This is a genomic window from Vibrio sp. 14G-20, from assembly GCF_026241515.1.
Lineage (GTDB): Bacteria > Pseudomonadota > Gammaproteobacteria > Enterobacterales > Vibrionaceae > Vibrio.
Genome location: NZ_JAPHPW010000009.1, coordinates 138,140 through 159,336, shown reverse-complemented (window position 1 = coordinate 159,336; position 21,197 = coordinate 138,140). Strand labels below are relative to the sequence as shown.

Genomic DNA, 21,197 nt, shown 5'->3' with positions numbered 1-21,197 from the left:
GATCAACAAGATGAACAAAAATAGACTTATTAAAGCGTTAGCGTGTGCTTTTCTTGTCACACTGCCAACTTATGCGTTAGCGAATCAAACAGAGCTACCAAGCGAGAGTGCTTTTGAGATAACGCGCGACACCTTACCTGTTGAGATGGCTAGCCTAGCTTGGCTAGAACAAGATAATCAACAGCTCGCGCAACTGGCCTATGAATACGCTTATTCGATTGATGAGGCGTACAAGTACTTTTATCAGACGGTAATTAAAGAAGAGTATCCACTGAACCGCTTTCAGAACATTCGAATTCTGGCAGATGATATCTACACTGCTCATCCAACAATCAATAACGATACTCTGCATCTAATGGGTTGGATGGATCTTGGCGCTGAGCCTGTGATCATCACCATCCCAGATCACGATGAAGATCGATACTGGCTTTTCCACACTATGAACATGCAACACTTCACCGACTCTACATTTGGTTCACCGCAGCGCGGCACAAAAGGTGGCAGCTTTATGTACGCAGTGGAAGGTTGGCAGGGGGAAGTTCCTGCGAGTGTGGATGAAGTGATCTATGTTGAGCACCCATTGGTGAAAATGATGGGACGCATTATGGATCTCGGTGGTGACGACTCAGCAACAGCCCAAAAGCTGATGGACCAATGGAATATTCGAACGCTGTCGGAATATCTAGGCCAGAAAGGGCCAAAACCGGTTGAGCGTGAGTATCCAGAACCAGAGAATTCGAACTGGGTAGAGCGTACTAACTTTATTCTGTCAGAAGGCACGATGAAGCATCACGACCAAAGACTGCTACAACAGTTCGACCAGCTTGGTTTAGGTAACGAAGACTATATCTTTAATGATGAACAGTTGAAACTGATTGAGTTAGGCGAGAAGAAAGGCGCGGCAAGGATTAAGAATGCAGGGTTCGATGATTCGCGTGATGTGCTCGGCACTCGTGAGGATATGACCAAAGTCGCAAGCTATCAACATGCCTACGGTACCCTGATGGGGCAATGGGGACTGCCTGCTAAACACACGATGTACAGTGGTGACTTTTTTGATAGCGAAGGCGCAGCGCTAGACGGCGGTAAGTATGATTACACCGTGACTTTCGTTGCTCCACCGATTGAAGATGGTGGTTTTTGGTCATACACGGCTTACAGTGGTGAAACCCGATTGATGGAGAAAAACGAGTTAAACCGTCACTCCCGTGGAGACAGAACGTTAACGCCTAATGCTGATGGCAGTTACACCATTTACATGAGTAGCGATGTAAAAGGGCATGAAGATGATCCTAACTTCTTACCTATCCCCGATCACCAATGGTATTCAGTGTTACGAATGTACACGCCCGGTGAAGAGGTGAGAACAGATAAATGGCAATCGACACCATTTACCAAGGTCAAAAAATCCTCGGTAAAGTGATGACTTAAGTCACCTGTTTAAGGTTTTGTTTATAATCGTTTAATGCCAGCTGCTATGCCGCTGGCATTTTTTATTGAGCAAAACTTGCTTCGAAATAGGCACTAAATGCTCAAAACTGTCGGATAAAATAGGGCATACTGGACTGAATATATAAACCAAAGAAAGTAACCACGCGCATGAATCCGATCTGCCTTAACGACCCTTTTTCTCTTCCTAATGGCCAAGTGATTAAAAATCGCCTGTTCAAATCGGCAATGAGTGAACAGCTAGGTGATAAACACCATAATCCTAAGCAAGGTTTAGTCACGCTTTACCAGCGTTGGGCTCGAGGAGGAATTGGTCTATCCATGACGGGTAATGTGATGGTCGATAGAGGTGCACTTGGTGAACCTAAAAACGTTGTGTTGGATGAGCACAGCGACTTAACCATATTTCGTGAGTGGGCGAAGGCTGGAACACAGAATGGTTCGCAGATATGGATGCAATTGAATCATCCCGGTAAGCAAATCCCTATATTCTTATGTGATAGCCCCGTAGCTCCTTCGGCTATCTCTTTAGAGCGTGGATTAGAAAAAGGCTTCAATACGCCACGAGCTCTGACTGAGACGGAAATAATCGCAATCATTGATAAATTCGCGCTGAGTGCGAAGCTATCAAAACAAGCGGGTTTTAATGGTGTGCAGATTCACGGTGCTCATGGTTATCTTGTGAGTCAGTTTTTGTCTTCGAGACACAATCAACGTCAAGACAAATGGGGGGGCTCACTCGAAAACAGACTTCGTTTCGTACTTGAGGTTTATCGCGCGATTCGAAGAGAGGTTGGTGACGATTTCCCTGTCGGAATTAAGCTCAACAGTGCCGACTTTATGAAAGGTGGTTTCACTGAAGAAGAGTCGATGCAGGTTGTACAAACACTGAGTGATAACGGTATCGACCTGATTGAGATCTCCGGTGGCACCTATGAAAGCCCATCAATGATGGGGTCAAAGAACAAAGGCGAACCCATCAAGGCCAGCACGGTAAAACGTGAAGCGTATTTCATGGATTACATGGTTAAGGCGAGAAAACTCGTCAGCACTCCGCTGGTGGTCACGGGTGGTTTTCGAACCGCGCAAGCAATGAACGAAGCATTAAACACCTCGGCGACCGATTTTATTGGTATTGCGCGCACAATGGCGGTTGATCCAGACTTTCCTAATAAGTTAATTGAAAACCCTAGCCACGGCATGCCGTTAACCGTGCCAACCACAGGAAAACCCGCATTAGACAAAGTGGCGATGGTTGGGCTAGTTTGGTATGAACATCAAATGTGGCGCATTGCTTCTGGCAAGAATGCCGACCCTAAACTAAGCGCACTAGGTGTGGTGTTAAAAACAATTCTCAGCGCTGGCTGGCACGCTTTCAAAAAGCGCAGAGCGTAAGCCGTAACGAATTAAAAAAGCAGAACTTTGAGAAATTGAAGTTCTGCTTTTTGTTATTTGTTTTCTTTTCAAATTTAAATTATCGATAAATACATCGTAGGGCACCCAGCCAGTCTTCGTTGTGGCACTAATCTAATACCAACATGAGCATTGGTTATAGTGTCCATAAGTGGAAAATCAGAACAGACCAACTAGGATGAATGGAATTAAACCTTACAAATAATTCAATAACATGGTGGTTGCTATGAAGAAAATAACCCTTTTGTCCGTTGCGATTTTATCCAGTATCTCTTTCTCATCTTTTGCTAAAGATTGTGACCCCAATTTACTGCCTTCTTGGAAGGACAGCGAGAGTAAATCCGCCATCGTCGACTTTGTGGGTCAAGCCACCAAAGCTGAGTCTGATACGTTTGTGGCAATTGAAGATCGTATCGCTGTGTTCGATAACGACGGTACGCTTTGGTCTGAAAAGCCTTACTACTTTCAATTGGCCTTTGCGCTAGATCGTGTAAAAGAGATGGCACCTGAACATCCTGAATGGAAAACGGAAGCACCGTTTAAGTTTGTACTCGAAGATGATATTGAGAGCGTTCTGGGCAGTGGCGAAGAAGGGCTACTAAAAATCATCATGGCGACACATTCTGGTATGACAGTTGAACAATATCAGCAAGATGTTAAGCAATGGTTGGCGGTAGCAAAAGATGAGCGCTTCAATAAAGCGTACACAGAGCTAACTTACCAGCCAATGAAAGAGATGCTGACCTACCTACAAGAGCATGACTTCAAAACTTACATCGTGTCGGGCGGTGGTGTTGATTTCATGCGAGCGTGGGCTCCGCAAGCTTACAATATCCCTACAGAGCAAATCATCGGTAGCGCGCTTACATACAATTATAGCTACAACGATGGTAAGCCGACGGTGACCAAAGATTCGTCCATTTTGACCATCGATGACAAAGCAGGAAAGGTTACTAACATTCAGCATATTATCGGCAAGAAGCCGATTCTAGCGGTCGGTAATTCAGACGGTGACCAAGCGATGATGCAATGGGCAACGAGTCAACCGAACTCAATGGCTATGATTGTTCATCACACTGATGCTGAGCGTGAGTGGCAGTACGATCGTAAGTCTCATGTTGGTAAGTTGGATAAAGCGCTAGATGAGGCGAATTCCAGAGAGGATTGGACACTGATCGACATGAAATCAGATTGGTGTGAGGTGTACTAAAGCCTAGTTTTCTTTTGGTAAAAGCACAAAGGCTCAGATTTTTTGATTCGAGCTTTTTTGTGAGCGGAGGTTTAGTCTCACTTTCAGCAAGAACGTACTATAAATCTTCAACGTATGACGCTTTAATCGGGATAGTCAGAAATTAAAGGAATAGAAAATGAAAACGATCGGTTTGCTTGGTGGCATGAGTTGGGAATCGACAGTGAGCTACTACAAATCCATTAACGAGGGTGTGAAAGCCACACTTGGCGGGCTCAATTCTGCAAAGGTTTGTATGTACAGCGTGAACTTCGATGAGATAGAAAAGCTGCAACACCAAGGTCGTTGGGCTGAGACGGCTGACATCTTATCGGACGCAGCTTTATCGGTAGAGAAGGGCGGAGCCGACTTCATCCTGATCTGTACCAATACCATGCATAAGGTTGTGCCTGAGATCGAAGAGAAAATCACGATCCCTATCTTACACATCGCTGATACCACGGCGCAGAAGCTGCTAGAACAGGGCGTGAAAAAAGTAGGATTACTCGGTACCGCTTTCACAATGGAGCAAGATTTCTACAAAGGGCGCCTGAGCAATGAATTTGGAATCGATGTGGTGATTCCTGATGAGAGTGACCGAAAGCAAGTGCACAACATCATTTATCAAGAGTTGTGTCGAGGTGAAGTAAAAGAAGAATCTCGAGATGTATATCGTCAAATCATTGATAAGCTAAGCCAACAAGGGGCTGAGGCTGTGATTCTAGGATGTACTGAAATCGCGCTACTGATTCAACAGCAACACACCGATGTTCCTTTGTTTGATACCACAGCCATTCATGCTGAAGCGGCGGTACGCTTGGCGACGAGTGACTAGCATCTAGCTCTTAATTTCATAATTGTCCTCTTTTCGCTATTGTACGATTTTTATTCGTTGAGGTGAAAGTTTTTTGTACAAATGCGGGTCGTTAATTAGTGAAGCGATGCTTTGTTCATTAACCAAGGCTTTATCGACTGGTAAGGTTTTAGTTAATGGCTGAGGTATCGGCGCTTTTAAGCACTATGCTTTAGTCATGACAAAAAGAGGATTTATTATGAAATGGCTTATCTTATCTGTAACGCTATTATTCGTGGCAGGATGCCAGTCGACAGGGCCTCAAGAAGCACAAGTCGGTGACGACATGAACCGAGTTCATACTCAAGGGTGTAGTAGTTAACCCAACCTTGCCTGTGAGTATTTAATCGAGCTCTGTAGTTTTACAGAGCTTTTTTATTGTTTAAATGGTGATGTGATGTTCATGTGCTTGTGAATATTAGGTTGGTTGTTTTATGTTCTATGCTGTGTACTGGATCTCATTTGTTATTTGAGTCCCTTGCTAAGGTAAATAATGAATGTGTAATACCAATCACTTTACTCAACTTAAGAGGTTTCTATGCTAGGTGAAAATCACTCTCTTGTTCACGAATTTCCTGAAATGAAAGATAAAATTGCTGAGCTTGTTAAAACTGACGATGGCTTTGCTGCAGACATGAAGACATACGACAACCTTGATAAAGAGATTCGTAAGCTTGAGCTGAAAGATTCACCCATTGATGACGGCTCGATGCACCAACTGAAACACGATCGTTCTGTACTGAAAGATGCACTGCATGCACGTTTAACTGGCTAGTGAGCGGGTAATTTTTCTGATTAGCTAAATGGCGAATTGCAGATTTAGACAAAAAACTCCTTCGGGAGTTTTTTTCGTTTTGGTTCAATAACATCTTCACAATTCAACTGAGTTAACACGTTGTATTGTTATGTGAATGACGCATAATGAGGGTTACTGGTACACAATTTTTAAGATTTTATTGGTAATCATATGAATATTGAACACCTCAAGTTGTTTGTTCGTTTAGCTTCCACACATAACATCAGCATGGCTGGGCAAGAGCTTGGTTTGTCTCCTGCTGTTGCAAGCTCGCACATCAGTAAACTGGAAGACAATTTAGGCGTTCGCTTGGTACACCGCACCACTCGTAAGGTGTCTTTAACCGAAGAGGGAGAAGCATTCTTACCTCACGCTGAAGAGGTGTTATCGAGTGTTGATGCGGCCAAGTCGGCGGTCGGTGTGGGCTGTGATTCACCAACCGGAACGTTGCGAGTTACCGCCTCTGCGTCTTTTGGGCGTTTACATCTTGTGCCTGCTTTACCAGGATTCTTAGAACGCTACCCAGGGTTAAAAGTCGATCTCAGACTATCAGATTCGATGGTGGATGTGGTTGAGGGTGGGTTTGATATCGCGATTCGCATCTCTGAACTGAAAGATTCGACACTGATTGCTCGAAAGCTCGCAACAGACAAGCGTGTTGTGTGTGCATCGCCAGATTACTTAATCAAATACGGCAAGCCAGCCACACCTCAAGATCTTAACGATCATCAGTGTATTAGCTTGATTGGTTTAGAAAACTGGACCTTCAATACCGAAAGCGGGCCTAAAACGATTAAGGCATCGGGATCGTTCAGAGCTGATAACGGAGAAGCGCTGCGTGATGCTACTATTGGTGGGTTGGGTATCACGGTGACGTCGAATTGGTGTGCGTATGAGCAACTGAAAAGTGGTCAACTGATTCAAATATTAGAAGATTACCCATTAAACTCAGAGCCCGCGATTTGGGCGGTGTACCCTAGCACAAGGTTACTTGCACCAAAGGTGAGAGCCTTCATTGACTACTTCTCTGCATATTATGGCAACCCGCCGTACTGGGAATAAAAGTAGAGAAAAACGTTTTACGAAAAAGCTCTGCGTGACTAAGTTATACGTTAGTCACGCAGGGCTTTTTTCTTGGAATCAGAAAATCAATTGAGCGTAGCTGTCATTAAGAAAGCGTTGCTGCGATGATCTCATCAATTTTAGCGATAACTTGCTGCGACTTGTCACCGTAAATTGCATCTGGGTGCGGGTTAGCAAAAGTATTGTTGTCGTTATCAAAGTATTTGCCGCCCGCTTGTGCGAACTCATCAGACAATGATGCGCGAACTAGAATATCAGAACCGATGCTCAGGTCACCGCCGGCAATGCCGTAAGCGTCTTTCACCATCTTACTGCCTAGTAACGAAGCTGGATTTATTGCAACCACCATTGGACCTGTAGAACCTAATTCTTTTGCCATTTCACGAGTCCACATAGTGATCGCCAGTTTGCTTTGTGCGTAAGCGTCGCCATCAGAAAGCGGTTTTTTACCTTCTAGCGCTTCGATGCTGACTGCGGCTTGCGCTGCTGAAGACAGGTTCACCACTCGGCTAGATGCATCGAGCACTGGTAGCAGACGTTTAGTCAGGTGGTAAGGTGAAATGGTATTCACAGCAAAACGAGCATCTAAACCGTCTTTAGTGATTGGGTTCGGAGTGTTGAACACACCTGCGTTGTTAATCAGCACATCAATCTTATCGTGCTCGGCAATTATTTCGTCAGCTAACGCATCCACATCAGCCAGAACAGACAAGTCTGCCACGTAACTTTGGATTTTCGCTTCAGCAGAGATCCCTACAAGTTGCTGCTCTACGTCTTTGAGTTTGCTTGGGTTACGTCCATGCAATAAAACGTGGTGACCTTGTTGAACAAGTACTTTGGCTGTTTCGAAGCCGATACCATCGGTAGAGCCAGTGATCAGGATAACTTTTTGCATGGAATAGATTCCTTATTAAAGCGCTAACATGGTGAGCGTTTTTATATGTGTTGTTTCGTTGAGATAAAGAATAGCAACCTTTTGTGAAGTTGATAATCAAGCGGATTAATAAAACACTATTTAGTTTTTGTTGAAAATAGAGGTGTGAACAAAGTCTCAGGCTGAGCGGAATAGCAGACAATAAAAAAGCTTAGCGCGGGGGACGCTAAGCTTCGTTGTTCATCATGTTCTTGAACCATGTTTAGGCTGGTGGGGTTAGCCTACTTGAGAAAAGCTTACAACCTTGCTTTGTAGCTTCTCTTTCAGGTAATCCGTCACCGCTTGCTGCTCGGATTCGCTCATGTACAGGCCAAGTTTGGTTCTGCGCCACAAGATATCTTCATCTGTCATCGCCATTTCTTCATTGATCAAGTAATCGATCTCAGCTTGATAAACGCCATGAGCTTCGCTTGAGAATTGGCTGCCAAGGTCAGCTTCGCTATTGGCACCTTCTAGAAGCTTCCAAGTGTAAGTACCGAATTGAGTCACGTAGCGAAGTAACAACGCTTCAGATGCCCAAGGGTATTTAGTGTGGATCATCTTCGCAAGTTGCTCTCTGCTACAGCTGAAGTTACCACCTGGAAGCGTGTTGTTGGCTGTCCAAGGCGCACCCATGTTGGTTAGGTGTGGTTCTAACTTCTTAAGAGCTGCTTCGCCGAGCTTACGATAAGTAGTCAACTTGCCACCGAAGATCGAAAGTAGTGGTGCTTGATCAAGCTCTGCGTCTAATTCGAGCGTGTAGTCACGAGTGATCGCTTGTGGTGAGTCAGATTCATCATCACAAAGCGGTCTTACGCCACTGTATGTCCAAACCACGTCTTCACGACCAAGCTGTTTAACAAAGTGCTGATTAACGATATCAATCAGGTAATCCACTTCTACATCGTCGATAGCCACTTCGCGCGGGTCGCCTTTGTATTCAAGGTCGGTAGTACCGATGATTGAGAATTTATCTAGGTAAGGGATCATGAAGACAATGCGATTGTCTTTGTTTTGCAGAATGTACGCTTGTGGTTCGTCATGAATGCGTGGCACAACAATGTGTGAGCCTTTGATCAGACGAATATTACGAGGCGAAGCCTGCTCTAATCCATCATCGAAGAACTGCTTAACCCAAGGGCCAGCTGCGTTTACGAGTGCTTTCGCCTTACGTTCAAAACGTTGGTTCGTCATGACATCAAGGATCGTCACATGCCAAACACCACCTTCACGGTGCGCTTTTTCAACACGGCAGTAGTTACGTACTTCTGCGTTGTTTTCTTTTGCTGCCAACACGTTGAGCAATACCATACGCGCATCATCAACCCAGCAATCTGAGTATTCGAAGCCTGTCTTCATTTCTGGTTTCAGTAGGCCCGATTTTGCTAGGTTGACTGTCTTACTTCCAGGAAGCGTGGTGCGTTTACCTAAGTTATCGTAAAGGAATAGGCCGCAGCGAATCATCCAAGCTGGGCGTAAAAATGGTCGATGAGGTAAACGGAAACGCATTGGTTGAGCAACATGAGGTGCTTTTCTTAGCAATACTTCACGCTCGGCCAGTGCTTCCGAAACCAAACGAAACTCGTAGTGTTCAAGGTAACGTAAACCACCGTGGATAAGCTTTGAACTTGCAGAAGATGTCGCAGAGGCGAAATCATTTGCTTCGTATAAACCAACGTTTAGACCACGACCTGCAGCATCTGCCGCGATGCCTGCACCATTGATGCCGCCGCCGATCACGATTAAGTCTAGAGTTGAAGATGTACTATTTTTTGAATTATTTTGTTGAGCACTCATGGTTTTGACCTCTTTCCGAGCGAACGAGCATTTTGGAACATAATTGAATCCTATATTAACTTTCGTTTGCGGTCATTTATTATTTTCGTTTATGCGCGTTTTATGTGATTCGCGCATAAAAAAACCTCTGCTTATGAAAGCAGAGGTTCAAATAAAACTTATTCGAGCATAGAAGTGACATGAACAGTGATCAAGTATTGATGGTTCAGTTATTAAAAAAAGCCAGCTATCGATAAGTGTTTATCAATAGAACTGGCTTTTGATTACTCATGAATGCGAGAACTTAACTCAATTCAACTCAATTTAATCTAGCTTGGCTTAGTAGGGGCTATTCACTTGGTGTTGAAGGCTGAGCGGTATCGATGACTTCTAACGGAATGTCTGAATCTTTAAGGATGTTGAGAATCTCTTCCGGCGGCTGCTTGTTAGTAAACACCATGTGTGCCTGAGAGATATTACCAAGCTTAACCATCGCATTACGACCAAACTTAGTGTGGTCGACAGCTAAGAAGATACTGCGGCTGTTTTCGATGATGGCTTGTTTCACTCGAACTTCGTGATAGTCAAAATCGAGCAGTGAGCCATCAAAGTCGATGCCACTGATGCCCAAGATACCGAAATCAAGGCGGAACTGCTTCACGAAATCGAGTGTCGCTTCACCAACAATACCGCCATCGCGGTTGCGCACTTCGCCGCCCGCCAAGATAACCTTTATCTCAGGATTCGGCAGAAGGATGCTGGCAACGTTAATGTTGTTGGTGACAACTCTTAACTGTTTGTGATTTTTATTGAGTGCGCGTGCCACCGATTCTGGCGTGGTACCGATATCAACGAATAGGGTAGCACCATCTGGGATGTGCTTAACCAGTTCGTCAGCGATCACGTCTTTTTCGTTGAAGTTAAGCGCTTTACGCGTGTTATACGAGGTGTTTTCCGAGCTTAAAGGAATGGTTGCACCACCATGATAGCGACGAATTTTGTTGCTATCGGCAAGTTCATTGAGGTCTCGTCTGATGGTTTGTGGGCTGACATCGAACTTTTCAACGAGCTCTTCGGTACTCACATATCCTTGTGTTTTTACCAGATCTACAATCTGCTGGTGTCTTGGTATCTGCTTCACTTAACTTACCACTCCCTGCGCGCAAAGGGCTCTAGCGCGTCAAAATCGAAAATATAAACTCACGCTATTGTGCTCGAATTGATGAAAAGAGAGAAGTAATGATGGTAAGGAATCATGTCTAAACCGCAAAAACGCTGCGCAAAACGCGGAATTTGAGCCTGAAACGCAAAAAAGAGCACAAAATAGTGCTCTTTTTAGTTTCGTTTGCTGAGGTTCGAACAATCTAGTCGATTAGATTACTCGAGTTCCTAGATCAGCGGCTAATGATTAACGATTAGCTGAGTACTTAGTATTACTCGTTGTCATCGTCATCGTGTAGCTCAGACCAAACCTGTGCACACTTGATAGCACGTTTCCAACCTTTGTAACGGCGGTTACGCTTCTCTTCGTCGTGGTGCGGCATGAATGTGCGGTCAAGAACGGCTTTGTCTTGAAGCTCATCAATACTGTCCCAGAAACCAACCGCTAGGCCAGCAAGGTAAGCGGCACCCAGAGCGGTTACTTCCGTTACTTCAGGGCGGTGAACTTCAGTATCCAGCACGTCTGATTGGAATTGCATTAAGAAGTTGTTCGCAACTGCGCCGCCATCAACACGTAGGTTTGCTAGCTTGATGCCAGAATCCGCTTGCATCGCGTCTAGTACGTCACGCGTTTGGTAAGCAATGCCTTCCAGTGTTGCACGGATGATGTGGTTAGAGTTAACACCACGAGTTAGGCCAACAATGGTACCGCGAGCGTAAGCATCCCAGTATGGTGCGCCTAGGCCAGTGAATGCAGGAACCACGTAAACGCCGTTTGAAGAATCCACTTTCGTTGCAAAGTACTCAGAGTCTTCTGCGCCAGCCAGCAGTTTCATTTCATCACGTAGCCATTGGATTGATGCGCCGCCCATGAATACTGCACCTTCAAGTGCGTATGCAGGCTCGCCTTTAGGACCACATGCGAGCGTTGTTAGTAGGCCGTTCTTCGAGGTTACTTTCTCTTGGCCTGTGTTCATTAGAAGGAAACAACCTGTGCCGTAAGTGTTCTTAGCTTGGCCTGCTTCTACACACATTTGACCGTAAAGTGCAGCTTGTTGGTCACCCGCAATACCCGCGATTGGGATACGAGTACCGCCTTTACCACCAAGGTTCGTTTGACCGTATACCTCAGAAGAGCGTTTTACTTCAGGCATCATGATTGACGGAATACCCATCTCATCAAGCAGCTTCTGGTCCCAACATAGGTCATTGATGTTGAATAACATAGTACGTGACGCGTTGGTGTAATCCGTAACGTGTACACGTCCTTGAGTCATTTTCCAAACTAACCAAGTATCAACCGTACCGAACAACAGTTTGCCAGCTTCAGCGTCTTCGCGAGCGCCTTCAACGTTGTCTAGAATCCATTTTACTTTTGTACCTGAGAAATACGGGTCAAGGACTAAGCCTGTATTGTCACGTACGTAGTCTTCTAGGCCACGAGCTTTTAGGTCTTCACAGATGTCTGCTGTACGGCGACACTGCCATACGATTGCGTTATAAACAGGCTTGCCGGTCTCTTTGTTCCAAACAATGGTGGTTTCACGTTGGTTAGTGATACCGATACCCGCTAGCTCATCGCTGCGGATGCCTGCTTTAGCAAGAGCTTCAACCAATGTAGAGCTTTGAGTCGCCCAGATTTCCATTGGATCGTGCTCAACCCAACCGGCTTTTGGATAAATCTGAGTAAATTCTCGTTGAGAAGAACTAACGATGTTTGCATCGTGATCGAGGATTACAGCGCGAGAACTTGTGGTGCCTTGGTCTAGGGCAACAATGTATTTTTGCTCGGTCATGGTAAGAATCCTTTTTCTTTCGTTATTTATATTTTAGTAAATGTAAGGTCGCTTAGGGATTAAGCTTGAGCTTGTTCAGCTTCTTGTTCTGTTTCACATTGGTTTGGAATTGTGCAGCCTTGGCCTTCAACGGGTAGGTAAGCACCGATAACTCGTGGGTACAACCAGCCACCAAAACATGCACCAGCAATTGGAGCAAGAATTGGAACGATGAAGTAAGGAATATCACGAGCACCGCTTAGTGCGAAATCCCAACCTGCAAAGTAAGCGAACAGTTTTGGTCCGAAGTCACGAGCAGGGTTCATTGCAAAGCCCGTCAGTGGACCTAAAGAACCACCGATAACCGCGATAAGAATACCGATCAGTAGAGGGTTCATTGCACCGCGAGATGCGCCGTTGTTCTCATCACCTAACGCTAAAATGGCAAACATCAACACTGCAGTAATCACGAATTCCACAGCAAAAGCGCCGAAGAAAGAAAGTGAAGCATGTGGGTAAGTCGAGAAGATACCAGCAGTTGATAGTGCGTCTTGGCTGCTACGAACGAAGTTATGTGCGATTTCGTAGTCAGTAAATAGGTTGCTGTACAGGCTGTAAACCAATGCTGCAGAGCAGAAAGCGCCAAGCAGTTGTGAAATGATGTAAGGCACCACTTTCGCTTTATCGAAGCCATGGAACATGGCCAGTGCAATCGTTACGGCTGGGTTGATGTGTGCGCCTGAAACGCCGGCAGTACAGTAAATTGCAATCGCAACACCAAAGCCCCAGATGATGCTGATTTCCCATTGTCCGAATGTCGCACCGGTTAATACCAGAGCGGCCACACAGCCAACGCCAAAGAATATGAGTAATCCTGTACCGATAAATTCAGCCAAGCATTGCCCAAATAAAGAAGGGTGTTTGTTTGTTGTCATGTTCGAGTCCTTTTTAGTTTTGCTTATCTAGCACGTGTATTGTGCATATATTTGCGAACTCGAAAATAAACGAACATCAAAAGTGAGCGTTTGAGCATAAAATTGTTAATTAAAGTCACTTGAAATGTTAATCCGAACACTTTTGCTCGGAAAAGATGCTCGCATGAACGTCATTGCTCGAATTGATAGGTTGCGAAGCCGCTCAAACTACCTATATGTAAATGAATGCGCAACTGGTACGAGGAGTTTATGTTTGGATTTGTGATGCTACTTCGTGAGTGGCGGATTATTAGACTTAATTAGGGAGGGCTGTGTGATGTTTTTGCTATGTAACAAGGGCGTTAACAGATGAGCTTATATGCATAAGTGAATAAACTGCCAACTATGTTGTAGTTTGGCAGTTTTAATTTGGGTATTTGTTCTTGTGATAAGCTACGAACTTGCAGCTCTAAACCAGAGCTGCCACTTTTCCTTTTGCTACCAATTGATCTCGAACCGAGTCATACGCCAAGTTGAACGCAATCGCGTAAAGCACGAAGAAAATCACTAGGCCGATGTCCATGATCAGTACGGTTAGGAAGTCGAGTTGTAGAACCCACATCAAGACAGGCAGAGTCACTGTCATCAAGCCAAGTTCAAAACCTAATCCGTGCAGGATACGCGTTTTCGTGGTTCTTTTGCTTCTGTCTGTTCCGTAAATTTTGTCGTAGCCATAGTTGTAAACGTAGTTCCAAGCCATCGCTATCAATGATATTGCAAGCGCTAAGCCTGCCATTTCACCTGCGCCATTTCCTGTAACATAGGTTGCAAGCCCTGCCATTAAAACCAAAGCAACCAATTCAAATAGCACCATGTGCAACATGCGTTCTTTATGTGACATTTTTCTAACTCTCTTTACGATTAAATAGCCGCCGATGGGCTAATGACTTGGCTAGATAATATCTAATTAAGTGATAATATAAAGATAGTTAGCATCACATATAGTGATAGTAAGTTTTGGGAGAAACCGAATGTACAACATTGAACAACTGAAAATGTTTGTGTATGCCGTTGAATTAGGGTCATTTTCTGCCAGTGCTCGTCAATTGGGTAAGGTGCAGTCGGCGGTGAGCCAAGGCATCAGTAATCTTGAAATAGATTTTAATGTTGAGCTTTTTGATCGTTCGACTCGAAAGCCTTCACTAACCAAAGCGGGCGAGCAGTTATTTAAACAGGTGAAAGCGATCGTGCTGCAGGTTGAAGATCTGAATGTGACGGTTAGTGCGATGGGCAGCGGTGAAGAGGGGCTCATCAAAATTGCATTAGATGATTCATTATTAGTCCCGAACCTATCTAAGATCCTTAGTCAGTTCAGTAAACAGTTCCCTGCGACGGAAGTCGAACTGGTTGCGTGTACCACGACAGAGGTCAATCCGTTAATTATCGAAGAGAGGGCCGACATTGGATTGATGTTTACCAACTTGGCTTTTGATGTCGGCTCTGAGCCTTGCTTTATTGGTCACTTACCATTTATTGCTGTGTGTCATCCGAGTCATTCCCTCGCAAAAACAGGTGTCGCGAAACTCCCTGATTTACTCCCACATCGTCAGTTAATGTTGAGGGGAGACAAAGGTAAGGTGATGGATCAGTTTCCGATGATTGCCGGTAAAGTGTGGTGGTCAAACAGCTTTATTGTTATCAAAGAGATGGTACTCGGCAGTGATATTGGCTGGGCATACTTACCCAAGCACCTTGTCGAAGAGGAGCTGAATAAGCAGCGTTTAGTGGAGATTAATGTCTCATTCGATCACAAAACATGGTCGCCGCCCGTTGATCTTGTTCTGTCTAAAACACGCTCAAAAGGTCCAGCCTTGCTTTGGCTTGAACAAGCATTGAAAGGCTTACTAGACGAAACTGAGTAAAGAAAAGGCTCACCGCTTAGCGTGTGAGCCTTTCTGTTTGATGTGATGCTGCTTTTTGTTAGCTGTAACTCTAGATGCTAGATGCTAGATGCTAGGCGCTAGGTTTAACCGTCTGACCGTTGTAGTACTTGTCTTTCATCTTAAGCGCCACGTTCACTAGGTAAATCAACACAGGTACTTCAATCAGTGGACCGATAACACCGGCAAACGCTTGGTCTGAATTGATACCGAATACTGAGATAGCAACGGCAATCGCTAGCTCGAAGTTGTTACCTGTCGCTGTGAATGCAATTGATGCGTTCTTCTCGTATTCAATACCCATCTTCTTACCAATGAAGAAGCTGATGAAGAACATCGCTGTGAAGTAGATAGTTAGTGGAACCGCAATCAACAATACGTCCATTGGCAGTTCTACAATCATCTCGCCTTTTAGGCTGAACATCAGAACGATAGTTGCTAATAATGCAATCAGTGTGATTGGAGAGATACGCGGAATAAACACATCGTTGTACCACTGCTCGCCTTTCATCGACACTAGGATCTTGCGGCTTAAGAAGCCCGCTAGGAATGGGATACCTAGGTAGATAAGTACACTGTGTGCAATATCGATCATCGAGATATCAACCATCATGCCTTCGTAACCGAATACCGGTGGTAGAACGCTGATGAATAACCACGCCATAAAGCTGTAGCTCACGACTTGGAATGCGCTATTCAATGCAACCAATGCTGCGCCGTACTCTTTGTTACCGCCGCCAATATCGTTCCAAACCAGAACCATCGCCACGCAGCGAGCAAGACCAATCAGAATGACACCCACCATGTAACCAGGGTGGTCACCTAAGAACGTCAGTGCCAGCACGAACATTAGAATTGGGCCAACTAGCCAGTTCATGATTAAAGATAGCTTGATGGCTTTCTTATCTTTGACCACGGTGCCTAATAGGTTGTAGTTAACCTTCGCCAAAGGTGGATACATCATCAATATCAAACCAATAGCTAAAGGAACATTGGTGGTACCAACAGACATTGATTCGTTCCACTGTTCGATCTGTGGGAATTGGGTGCCAAGCAAAACGCCAAGGCCCATAGCGATAAAGATCCACAGCGTTAAATAGCGATCTAGAAAACCTAATTTTGGTTTCATGATATTTTCTCTTTGGTTGATATCGTCAATCGTCGAAATGCGATATTTAAAAGCAAAAAAAAATACGCTTAGTTCATTCTGTATTCGACAAACTAAGCGCGATAAATCTATTTTAAAATGGTGTCGATCAGCGTCTCAAATTGCTGAATATTATCTCGATTAATGCGGTAGCACATCTTCGGTGGTATCGATTCAGCAGTGATGAAACCTGAGGTTTTCAAGATTCTTAGGTGCTCTGATACTGTTGATTGCGCCAAACCTAATTCGCTAACCAGATCACTGTTCAAACAGCCACCAGACTTTTCTAAAGCGGATAAAATACTAAGTATGCGAATTCTCGCTGGATGCGCGAGTGCTTTTGCTAGAGCCGCCATTTGCGTTTCAGCTTCGGCATCACCATGTCCGATTGGTAGAGCACAGCCACCAGTTGTCGAGCAAGTTTCGTTCATATTGATGTTTCGCTTTCCATAATCGTTAAAAGACGATTAATAGTAAGCCCATTTTATGTAAGGGTCAATGTCCGCTGTCTATTTGAACGAACTTTAAGGTGACGATTCAGCAACTATGGTTGGTTATCCGCTAGTTAAGAACGGTATAGCCTCTGCTGATCATACAGTTACGATTCACTTGAAACTTCTGCTGCTCAGATAGCTCGGCGGATTGTCTTTTTTGAGCGCCGTGCTTTAAAGCGCCGCTGATAATACCGATGCCAGCGCCAATTTTTGCACCATCATGGCCACTCCCGCCAGAGACGGCTCCACCAACCGCGCCCAGCGCTGCGCCCTTAGCGGTTGAACCGACAATATCGCTGCCAAAAGAATCGACCTCTTCAGGCTTAACTTGTTGAGCGTATTGCTCACATTCATACAGATCGGCGTGATACTGTGTTTCATCAACACCTTTAGTATCGACAATGATTTGATTCGCAAATACTGAACTTGATGCTACAAGTAATATTGCTGCGATAGGAGAGAATGGAAATTTCACAATATAGACCTCTAAAATATTCATTGTATTGTTAAAGTGACGTGTAGTTCTCGATGAAATCAAGGCGACGATCGGTGTACTCCTCAGAATCCAACATCTCAGACAGACCAAGAAGCGTCTTGTAAGGTTGAGATACCGCAACCATATTAATTAACCAAGATGGAATCGATCCTCCTGGGTCACTCAACACTTGATAAGAAATATGAGTGGTATTGTTGTCCAGTGGTGTGAGAATCCATCGCGACTCTAAATGAGCCACTCTTACGATGCGTTTGTTGTCATTTGGTAGATAATTGGGTCTGCCGTGTTGGGTAATCATCACGGTTAATGTGTTTGGATCTTGCTCGATAAAGTTTTCGACAATGGCTTCGCGATCCGAGACGGGCCAAGGCGCTTTTGTATAGGTTTTAGTAACCGTGTGTACTTCGCTAAAGTGTTCTATCTCTTCCATTTCATCAATGTTCTCTACCCATTGAGTGCCTACTGAAGTATCAGTAAACAAAGCGATGATTGAAGTAAGATTGGCTTTGATATCAGCTTCTGCACGAAATTCTTTAAAGTCGTTACCTTCAATTTTTCGATTGTAGACTTCGATGCCTTTCTTATCACGTACAAGCTTCCACTCATTTGCGTCCGATGCTAAAGCTGAAAAGGACGTCACTATGATTATGAAAGTTAGAATCTTATTGATCATGACAGTGCTCGCCCTTTCCAAGTGATTTTATTGTTCTTTGATAAGCGGTAACTGTTGAGAATCAACAAGCTTTGCAACGAAATCCCCAAAGGTACGGTTAGCGCATAACGAGCTGGTATAAAGAGCTCTTTAACCAAAATAAGATAAGTGACAACGGAAGCGAGCAACATCAGAGCATTGATCGCTAAGGAATAGGTGTTGAATGATGACGGGTCGCCGATGAAATGCTGAGTTGATACAAGCAACATCACCGGGACTGCCCATGCAATGACATTTGTTTTTATGAATGCGCAAAGTACTCCGAATCTTGATTGGCAATTTACAATAAGATTCATGTTTTTGGAGAAGCCCGCCCAAATCGAACCAAAGTCGGAATACATATGAGTACTCATGAGATCGTCCGCAAAAGCCCAAAACGTTTTTAGTCCGCACATCTTCATTAGTTTTGCAAAAGCGATGTCTTCGGATATCTCGCTGGCTACCGCAGTATGTCCACCTACCGCATCGTATGACTTTCGTGTAAAAAGCATGGCTTGGCCGTTAGCAATAGCGTCTGCTTTTGACTTGTCGTTTGCGTTCTTGAAGTTCATATAAGACGCGATTGAAAGAAATATGCCGGGTAGGGTGATTTTCTCAACGGTTGATGTGAATGCTTGTCTAGGGTTGAACGACAGCAAATCCGTTTTGTGTCTTGAGGCGAAATGGATAACGCTCTGTAGCATCAAGGGTTCAGACTTGGTATCAGCATCGATAAAATACAAATACTCACCGGTTGCTTGCAGTGAGCCCACCATGCAGGCGTTGCTTTTCCCTAGCCAATTGGGCGGTAACTTTCTTCCTGATATACAACGAACGTTAATACTCGACGCGTCGATTAGCCTATCAACAATAGTTCTTGTCGAATCAGTAGAAAAATCATCAACCACGATGATTTCAAACCTGTCTCTTGGGTAGTTTTGCTTCATTAGCGAACTGAGGCTGGTCTCAATATTATCTTCTTCATTTCTCGCAGGGATAATAATGGACACGGTTGGCCATTTGGTTCGGTTCAACGAAATTTTAGGCGTAATGTGAACGCGATGGCGCGCTAAATTGGCAAGTGTGATTAAAAACTTGATGGTAACGATGCAAAACAAGGTCGAAGTGATAGCTAGAATCATGATTACAGTGGTCAAAAACAGAGTGATAGAGATCTAAGGAGCGTATAGCCTTGAGGGGTTTTGTTCATCTCAGGTATGTAGGACTCAATCATTCAAAGCGACATGTCGGTTAGCTCAATTTGCGTTTGAACCACATTTGAAGCGATTTATTAGAGCTCAGAAATAAGCATTGCATTCATTGGCTACTCTAGCGATATAATCGAACGCAGAACCGTTACACAAGATAACGAAAAATCATAATTTACACTTTAATTTTTACTTATAGGTAAGCCCTGAAATGCCACAACAGAACATCAAATTTATCGCTGCTGATATGGACGGCACTCTGCTTAATGAACACGGAAAATTAGACCCGGAATTTTTCAATCTTTATGAGCGCTTAGAAGCTCAAGACATTATTTTTGCTGCGGCATCAGGTCGTCAGTATTACAGCCTGATGGAGACATTTTCTCCGTTAAAAGATCGCATGATGTTTGTTGCTGAAAACGGCACATTAGTGATGCACAAAGGCCAAGAACTTTACAGCTGCTTGCTAGATACAGATGCCATCAAAGAGATCATTAAAGAAGCGCGTGCTATTGAAGGTGCACATGTGGTGCTGTGTGGTAAGAAGTCGGCATACATCGAAACCAAAGATGAGCGTGCTTTAGAAGAGATCTCTAAGTACTACCATCGCCGTGAGCAAGTAGAAGATTTACTGGCGGTAGAAGATGATTTCATCAAAGTTGCTATCTGCCATTTCGACGGCTCACAAGAGAAAGTGAACCCAAGCATTAATGCCAAGTTTGGTGACAATTACCAAGTGGTGGTAAGTGCAAAAATTTGGTTGGATGTGATGAATGCTGAAGCGTCGAAAGGGGCGGCGATTAAGCATCTACAAAACACATTAGGTTTCACTTTCGAGCAGACCATGAGTTTTGGTGACTACCTAAATGACTTGGAAATGCTTAAAGAGAGCTACCACTCTTACGCAATGGAAAATGCACACCCTAAGCTGAAAGAGATCGCACGTTTTGGCGCGCCAAGTAACGTCGATGCAGGTGTGTTCCAAGTGCTTGAGAAACTGCTAGCGTAACGCGGTTAAGCTCTATTAGATTTTGATGAAAGCCAACTCGGTAATATGAGTTGGCTTTTTTGTTAGCTAATGTTGAATTTAGTTAAATTTGAACGATTGTTCAGGTTGTTGTAGTCTGAAGATAAATTGGATGCCTGCTTTTACTGCAGACATGCCTTATCAATGAGCATTTGGAATGACTATGAGCAATAAAATTCAACTCGATATTATTTCTGACGTAATGTGCCCATGGTGCGTGGTCGGTTACAAAAACTTAGAGCAAGCCATTACGGAACTTGGTTTAGTGGAGCAAATTGAACTTGAATGGCAGCCGTTTGAACTGAACCCTGATATGCCACAAGAGGGTGAAAACCTGCGTGACCATATCATGAGAAAATACGGTTCTAGTGCAGAAGAGAGCCAAAGTTCACGCGAACAGCTTGCGGCGCGTGGCAAAGCGGTTGGTTTCGATTTCAATTTCTATGACAGCATGAGAATGGTCAATTCACGTCACCTGCATGTGCTGCTCGATTTCGCGTTGGCGCATGGCAAACAGACTGAGTTAAAGCTACGCTTCTTTACTGTGCATTTTTCAGAGCAGAAAGATTTGTCTGATCTTGAGGTTATCGCGCAAGAACTTGAAGCGGTTGGCTTAGACTCAACCAAGGCACTGAAACGCCTAAAGAACATCGATAACTTGAAGCTAATTGAAGCGCAAGAGTTTGAATGGCAACGTATGGGGATCTCTGCGGTTCCTACCGTGGTATTCAACCGTAAGAGTGCAGTCACTGGTGCGCAGACGGTAGAAACATACAAGCAAATCCTTCAAGAGCTTATTGCTGAATCATAAGCCGATCATTGGTATCAATTAG

General features: G+C 44.3%; 21 protein-coding genes. 10 read left to right on the top strand and 11 right to left on the bottom strand.

The window, feature by feature from the left end:
• Positions 1–10 precede the first annotated feature (10 nt).
• The 7 genes from OQJ75_RS10580 (at position 11) to OQJ75_RS10550 (ending at position 6,801) form a co-directional block, all read left to right on the top strand.
• Positions 11–1,423, top strand: coding sequence for a DUF1254 domain-containing protein (locus OQJ75_RS10580; RefSeq protein ID WP_265972993.1), 1,413 nt, complete (start codon positions 11–13; stop codon positions 1,421–1,423).
• A gap of 176 nt (positions 1,424–1,599) precedes the next feature.
• Entirely contained in the window at positions 1,600–2,844 is a 1,245-nt protein-coding gene (locus OQJ75_RS10575; protein ID WP_265972994.1) for an NADH:flavin oxidoreductase/NADH oxidase family protein, read from the top strand.
• Between the two features lie 244 nt (positions 2,845–3,088).
• Positions 3,089–4,072 (top strand): HAD family hydrolase, encoded by a 984-nt coding sequence (locus tag OQJ75_RS10570; RefSeq protein WP_265972996.1) that lies wholly within the window; start codon positions 3,089–3,091, stop codon positions 4,070–4,072.
• 157 nt (positions 4,073–4,229) lie between these two features.
• Complete coding sequence (locus tag OQJ75_RS10565) at positions 4,230–4,925, top strand: aspartate/glutamate racemase family protein (RefSeq protein WP_265972997.1); 696 nt, start codon at positions 4,230–4,232, stop codon at positions 4,923–4,925.
• A gap of 217 nt (positions 4,926–5,142) precedes the next feature.
• On the top strand, positions 5,143–5,265 hold the full coding sequence (locus tag OQJ75_RS10560; RefSeq protein WP_265972999.1) for a hypothetical protein: 123 nt from the start codon (positions 5,143–5,145) through the stop codon (positions 5,263–5,265).
• A 216-nt stretch (positions 5,266–5,481) separates the two neighbouring features.
• Positions 5,482–5,718, top strand: coding sequence for a YdcH family protein (locus tag OQJ75_RS10555; protein WP_017067743.1), 237 nt, complete (start codon positions 5,482–5,484; stop codon positions 5,716–5,718).
• 192 nt (positions 5,719–5,910) lie between these two features.
• Positions 5,911–6,801, top strand: coding sequence for a LysR family transcriptional regulator (locus tag OQJ75_RS10550; RefSeq protein WP_265973004.1), 891 nt, complete (start codon positions 5,911–5,913; stop codon positions 6,799–6,801).
• Positions 6,802–6,907: 106 nt separating this feature from the next.
• On the opposite strand, the gene OQJ75_RS10545 is transcribed toward OQJ75_RS10550, so the two are convergent.
• From OQJ75_RS10545 to OQJ75_RS10520, 6 genes are all read right to left on the bottom strand, one after another.
• Entirely contained in the window at positions 6,908–7,717 is an 810-nt protein-coding gene (locus tag OQJ75_RS10545; protein WP_265973006.1) for an SDR family NAD(P)-dependent oxidoreductase, read from the bottom strand.
• A gap of 255 nt (positions 7,718–7,972) precedes the next feature.
• Positions 7,973–9,532, bottom strand: coding sequence for a glycerol-3-phosphate dehydrogenase (gene glpD, locus OQJ75_RS10540; RefSeq protein WP_265973007.1), 1,560 nt, complete (start codon positions 9,530–9,532; stop codon positions 7,973–7,975).
• Positions 9,533–9,860: 328 nt separating this feature from the next.
• Positions 9,861–10,652 (bottom strand): DeoR/GlpR family transcriptional regulator, encoded by a 792-nt coding sequence (locus OQJ75_RS10535; protein ID WP_265973009.1) that lies wholly within the window; start codon positions 10,650–10,652, stop codon positions 9,861–9,863.
• 292 nt (positions 10,653–10,944) lie between these two features.
• Positions 10,945–12,468, bottom strand: a complete 1,524-nt coding sequence (gene glpK, locus OQJ75_RS10530; protein ID WP_171331211.1) for a glycerol kinase GlpK — start codon at positions 12,466–12,468, stop codon at positions 10,945–10,947.
• Between the two features lie 59 nt (positions 12,469–12,527).
• Positions 12,528–13,382: an MIP/aquaporin family protein gene (locus tag OQJ75_RS10525; RefSeq protein WP_019827050.1), complete on the bottom strand. Its 855-nt coding sequence runs from the start codon at positions 13,380–13,382 to the stop codon at positions 12,528–12,530.
• Between the two features lie 448 nt (positions 13,383–13,830).
• Positions 13,831–14,262 carry a PACE efflux transporter gene (locus OQJ75_RS10520; RefSeq protein WP_265973014.1) on the bottom strand — a complete coding sequence of 144 codons (432 nt, stop codon included), beginning with the start codon at positions 14,260–14,262 and terminating at the stop codon, positions 13,831–13,833.
• 130 nt (positions 14,263–14,392) lie between these two features.
• On the opposite strand from OQJ75_RS10520, the gene OQJ75_RS10515 reads away from it, so the two are divergent.
• A complete protein-coding gene (locus OQJ75_RS10515; protein WP_265973016.1) occupies positions 14,393–15,283 on the top strand; it encodes a LysR family transcriptional regulator in 891 nt (296 codons plus the stop codon).
• 91 nt (positions 15,284–15,374) lie between these two features.
• Here OQJ75_RS10515 and arsB read toward each other — a convergent pair whose 3' ends face one another.
• From arsB to OQJ75_RS10490, 5 genes are all read right to left on the bottom strand, one after another.
• Positions 15,375–16,430, bottom strand: coding sequence for an ACR3 family arsenite efflux transporter (gene arsB / locus OQJ75_RS10510; RefSeq protein WP_265973018.1), 1,056 nt, complete (start codon positions 16,428–16,430; stop codon positions 15,375–15,377).
• A gap of 107 nt (positions 16,431–16,537) precedes the next feature.
• Positions 16,538–16,879 (bottom strand): ArsR/SmtB family transcription factor, encoded by a 342-nt coding sequence (locus OQJ75_RS10505; RefSeq protein WP_265973019.1) that lies wholly within the window; start codon positions 16,877–16,879, stop codon positions 16,538–16,540.
• Positions 16,880–17,009: 130 nt separating this feature from the next.
• Positions 17,010–17,417 (bottom strand): glycine zipper family protein, encoded by a 408-nt coding sequence (locus OQJ75_RS10500; protein WP_248392074.1) that lies wholly within the window; start codon positions 17,415–17,417, stop codon positions 17,010–17,012.
• 31 nt (positions 17,418–17,448) lie between these two features.
• On the bottom strand, positions 17,449–18,111 hold the full coding sequence (locus OQJ75_RS10495; RefSeq protein ID WP_265973023.1) for an START domain-containing protein: 663 nt from the start codon (positions 18,109–18,111) through the stop codon (positions 17,449–17,451).
• Positions 18,108–19,271 carry a glycosyltransferase gene (locus tag OQJ75_RS10490; RefSeq protein WP_323054477.1) on the bottom strand — a complete coding sequence of 388 codons (1,164 nt, stop codon included), beginning with the start codon at positions 19,269–19,271 and terminating at the stop codon, positions 18,108–18,110. Before OQJ75_RS10490 ends, OQJ75_RS10495 begins: the two co-directional genes overlap by 4 nt.
• Positions 19,272–19,548: 277 nt before the next feature.
• Here OQJ75_RS10490 and OQJ75_RS10485 point away from each other — a divergent pair, with 277 nt between their 5' ends.
• Complete coding sequence (locus OQJ75_RS10485; protein WP_248392066.1) at positions 19,549–20,346, top strand: Cof-type HAD-IIB family hydrolase; 798 nt, start codon at positions 19,549–19,551, stop codon at positions 20,344–20,346.
• A gap of 181 nt (positions 20,347–20,527) precedes the next feature.
• Positions 20,528–21,175: a DsbA family oxidoreductase gene (locus OQJ75_RS10480; RefSeq protein WP_265973026.1), complete on the top strand. Its 648-nt coding sequence runs from the start codon at positions 20,528–20,530 to the stop codon at positions 21,173–21,175.
• Positions 21,176–21,197 lie beyond the last annotated feature (22 nt).

Excerpts from the sequence above, each read along its gene's own strand:
- OQJ75_RS10550 (WP_265973004.1), top strand. The coding sequence starts at position 5,911 with ATGAATATTGAACACCTCAAGTTGTTTGTTCGTTTAGCTTCCACACAT.
- OQJ75_RS10560 (WP_265972999.1), top strand. The coding sequence starts at position 5,143 with ATGAAATGGCTTATCTTATCTGTAACGCTATTATTCGTGGCAGGATGC.
- OQJ75_RS10480 (WP_265973026.1), top strand. The coding sequence starts at position 20,528 with ATGAGCAATAAAATTCAACTCGATATTATTTCTGACGTAATGTGCCCA.
- OQJ75_RS10580 (WP_265972993.1), top strand. The coding sequence starts at position 11 with ATGAACAAAAATAGACTTATTAAAGCGTTAGCGTGTGCTTTTCTTGTC.
- OQJ75_RS10555 (WP_017067743.1), top strand. The coding sequence starts at position 5,482 with ATGCTAGGTGAAAATCACTCTCTTGTTCACGAATTTCCTGAAATGAAA.
- glpD (WP_265973007.1), bottom strand. The coding sequence starts at position 9,532 with ATGAGTGCTCAACAAAATAATTCAAAAAATAGTACATCTTCAACTCTA.
- OQJ75_RS10495 (WP_265973023.1), bottom strand. The coding sequence starts at position 18,111 with ATGATCAATAAGATTCTAACTTTCATAATCATAGTGACGTCCTTTTCA.
- glpK (WP_171331211.1), bottom strand. The coding sequence starts at position 12,468 with ATGACCGAGCAAAAATACATTGTTGCCCTAGACCAAGGCACCACAAGT.
- OQJ75_RS10485 (WP_248392066.1), top strand. The coding sequence starts at position 19,549 with ATGCCACAACAGAACATCAAATTTATCGCTGCTGATATGGACGGCACT.
- OQJ75_RS10575 (WP_265972994.1), top strand. The coding sequence starts at position 1,600 with ATGAATCCGATCTGCCTTAACGACCCTTTTTCTCTTCCTAATGGCCAA.
- OQJ75_RS10570 (WP_265972996.1), top strand. The coding sequence starts at position 3,089 with ATGAAGAAAATAACCCTTTTGTCCGTTGCGATTTTATCCAGTATCTCT.
- OQJ75_RS10520 (WP_265973014.1), bottom strand. The coding sequence starts at position 14,262 with ATGTCACATAAAGAACGCATGTTGCACATGGTGCTATTTGAATTGGTT.
- OQJ75_RS10515 (WP_265973016.1), top strand. The coding sequence starts at position 14,393 with ATGTACAACATTGAACAACTGAAAATGTTTGTGTATGCCGTTGAATTA.
- OQJ75_RS10545 (WP_265973006.1), bottom strand. The coding sequence starts at position 7,717 with ATGCAAAAAGTTATCCTGATCACTGGCTCTACCGATGGTATCGGCTTC.
- arsB (WP_265973018.1), bottom strand. The coding sequence starts at position 16,430 with ATGAAACCAAAATTAGGTTTTCTAGATCGCTATTTAACGCTGTGGATC.
- OQJ75_RS10505 (WP_265973019.1), bottom strand. The coding sequence starts at position 16,879 with ATGAACGAAACTTGCTCGACAACTGGTGGCTGTGCTCTACCAATCGGA.
- OQJ75_RS10565 (WP_265972997.1), top strand. The coding sequence starts at position 4,230 with ATGAAAACGATCGGTTTGCTTGGTGGCATGAGTTGGGAATCGACAGTG.
- OQJ75_RS10490 (WP_323054477.1), bottom strand. The coding sequence starts at position 19,271 with ATGATTCTAGCTATCACTTCGACCTTGTTTTGCATCGTTACCATCAAG.
- OQJ75_RS10525 (WP_019827050.1), bottom strand. The coding sequence starts at position 13,382 with ATGACAACAAACAAACACCCTTCTTTATTTGGGCAATGCTTGGCTGAA.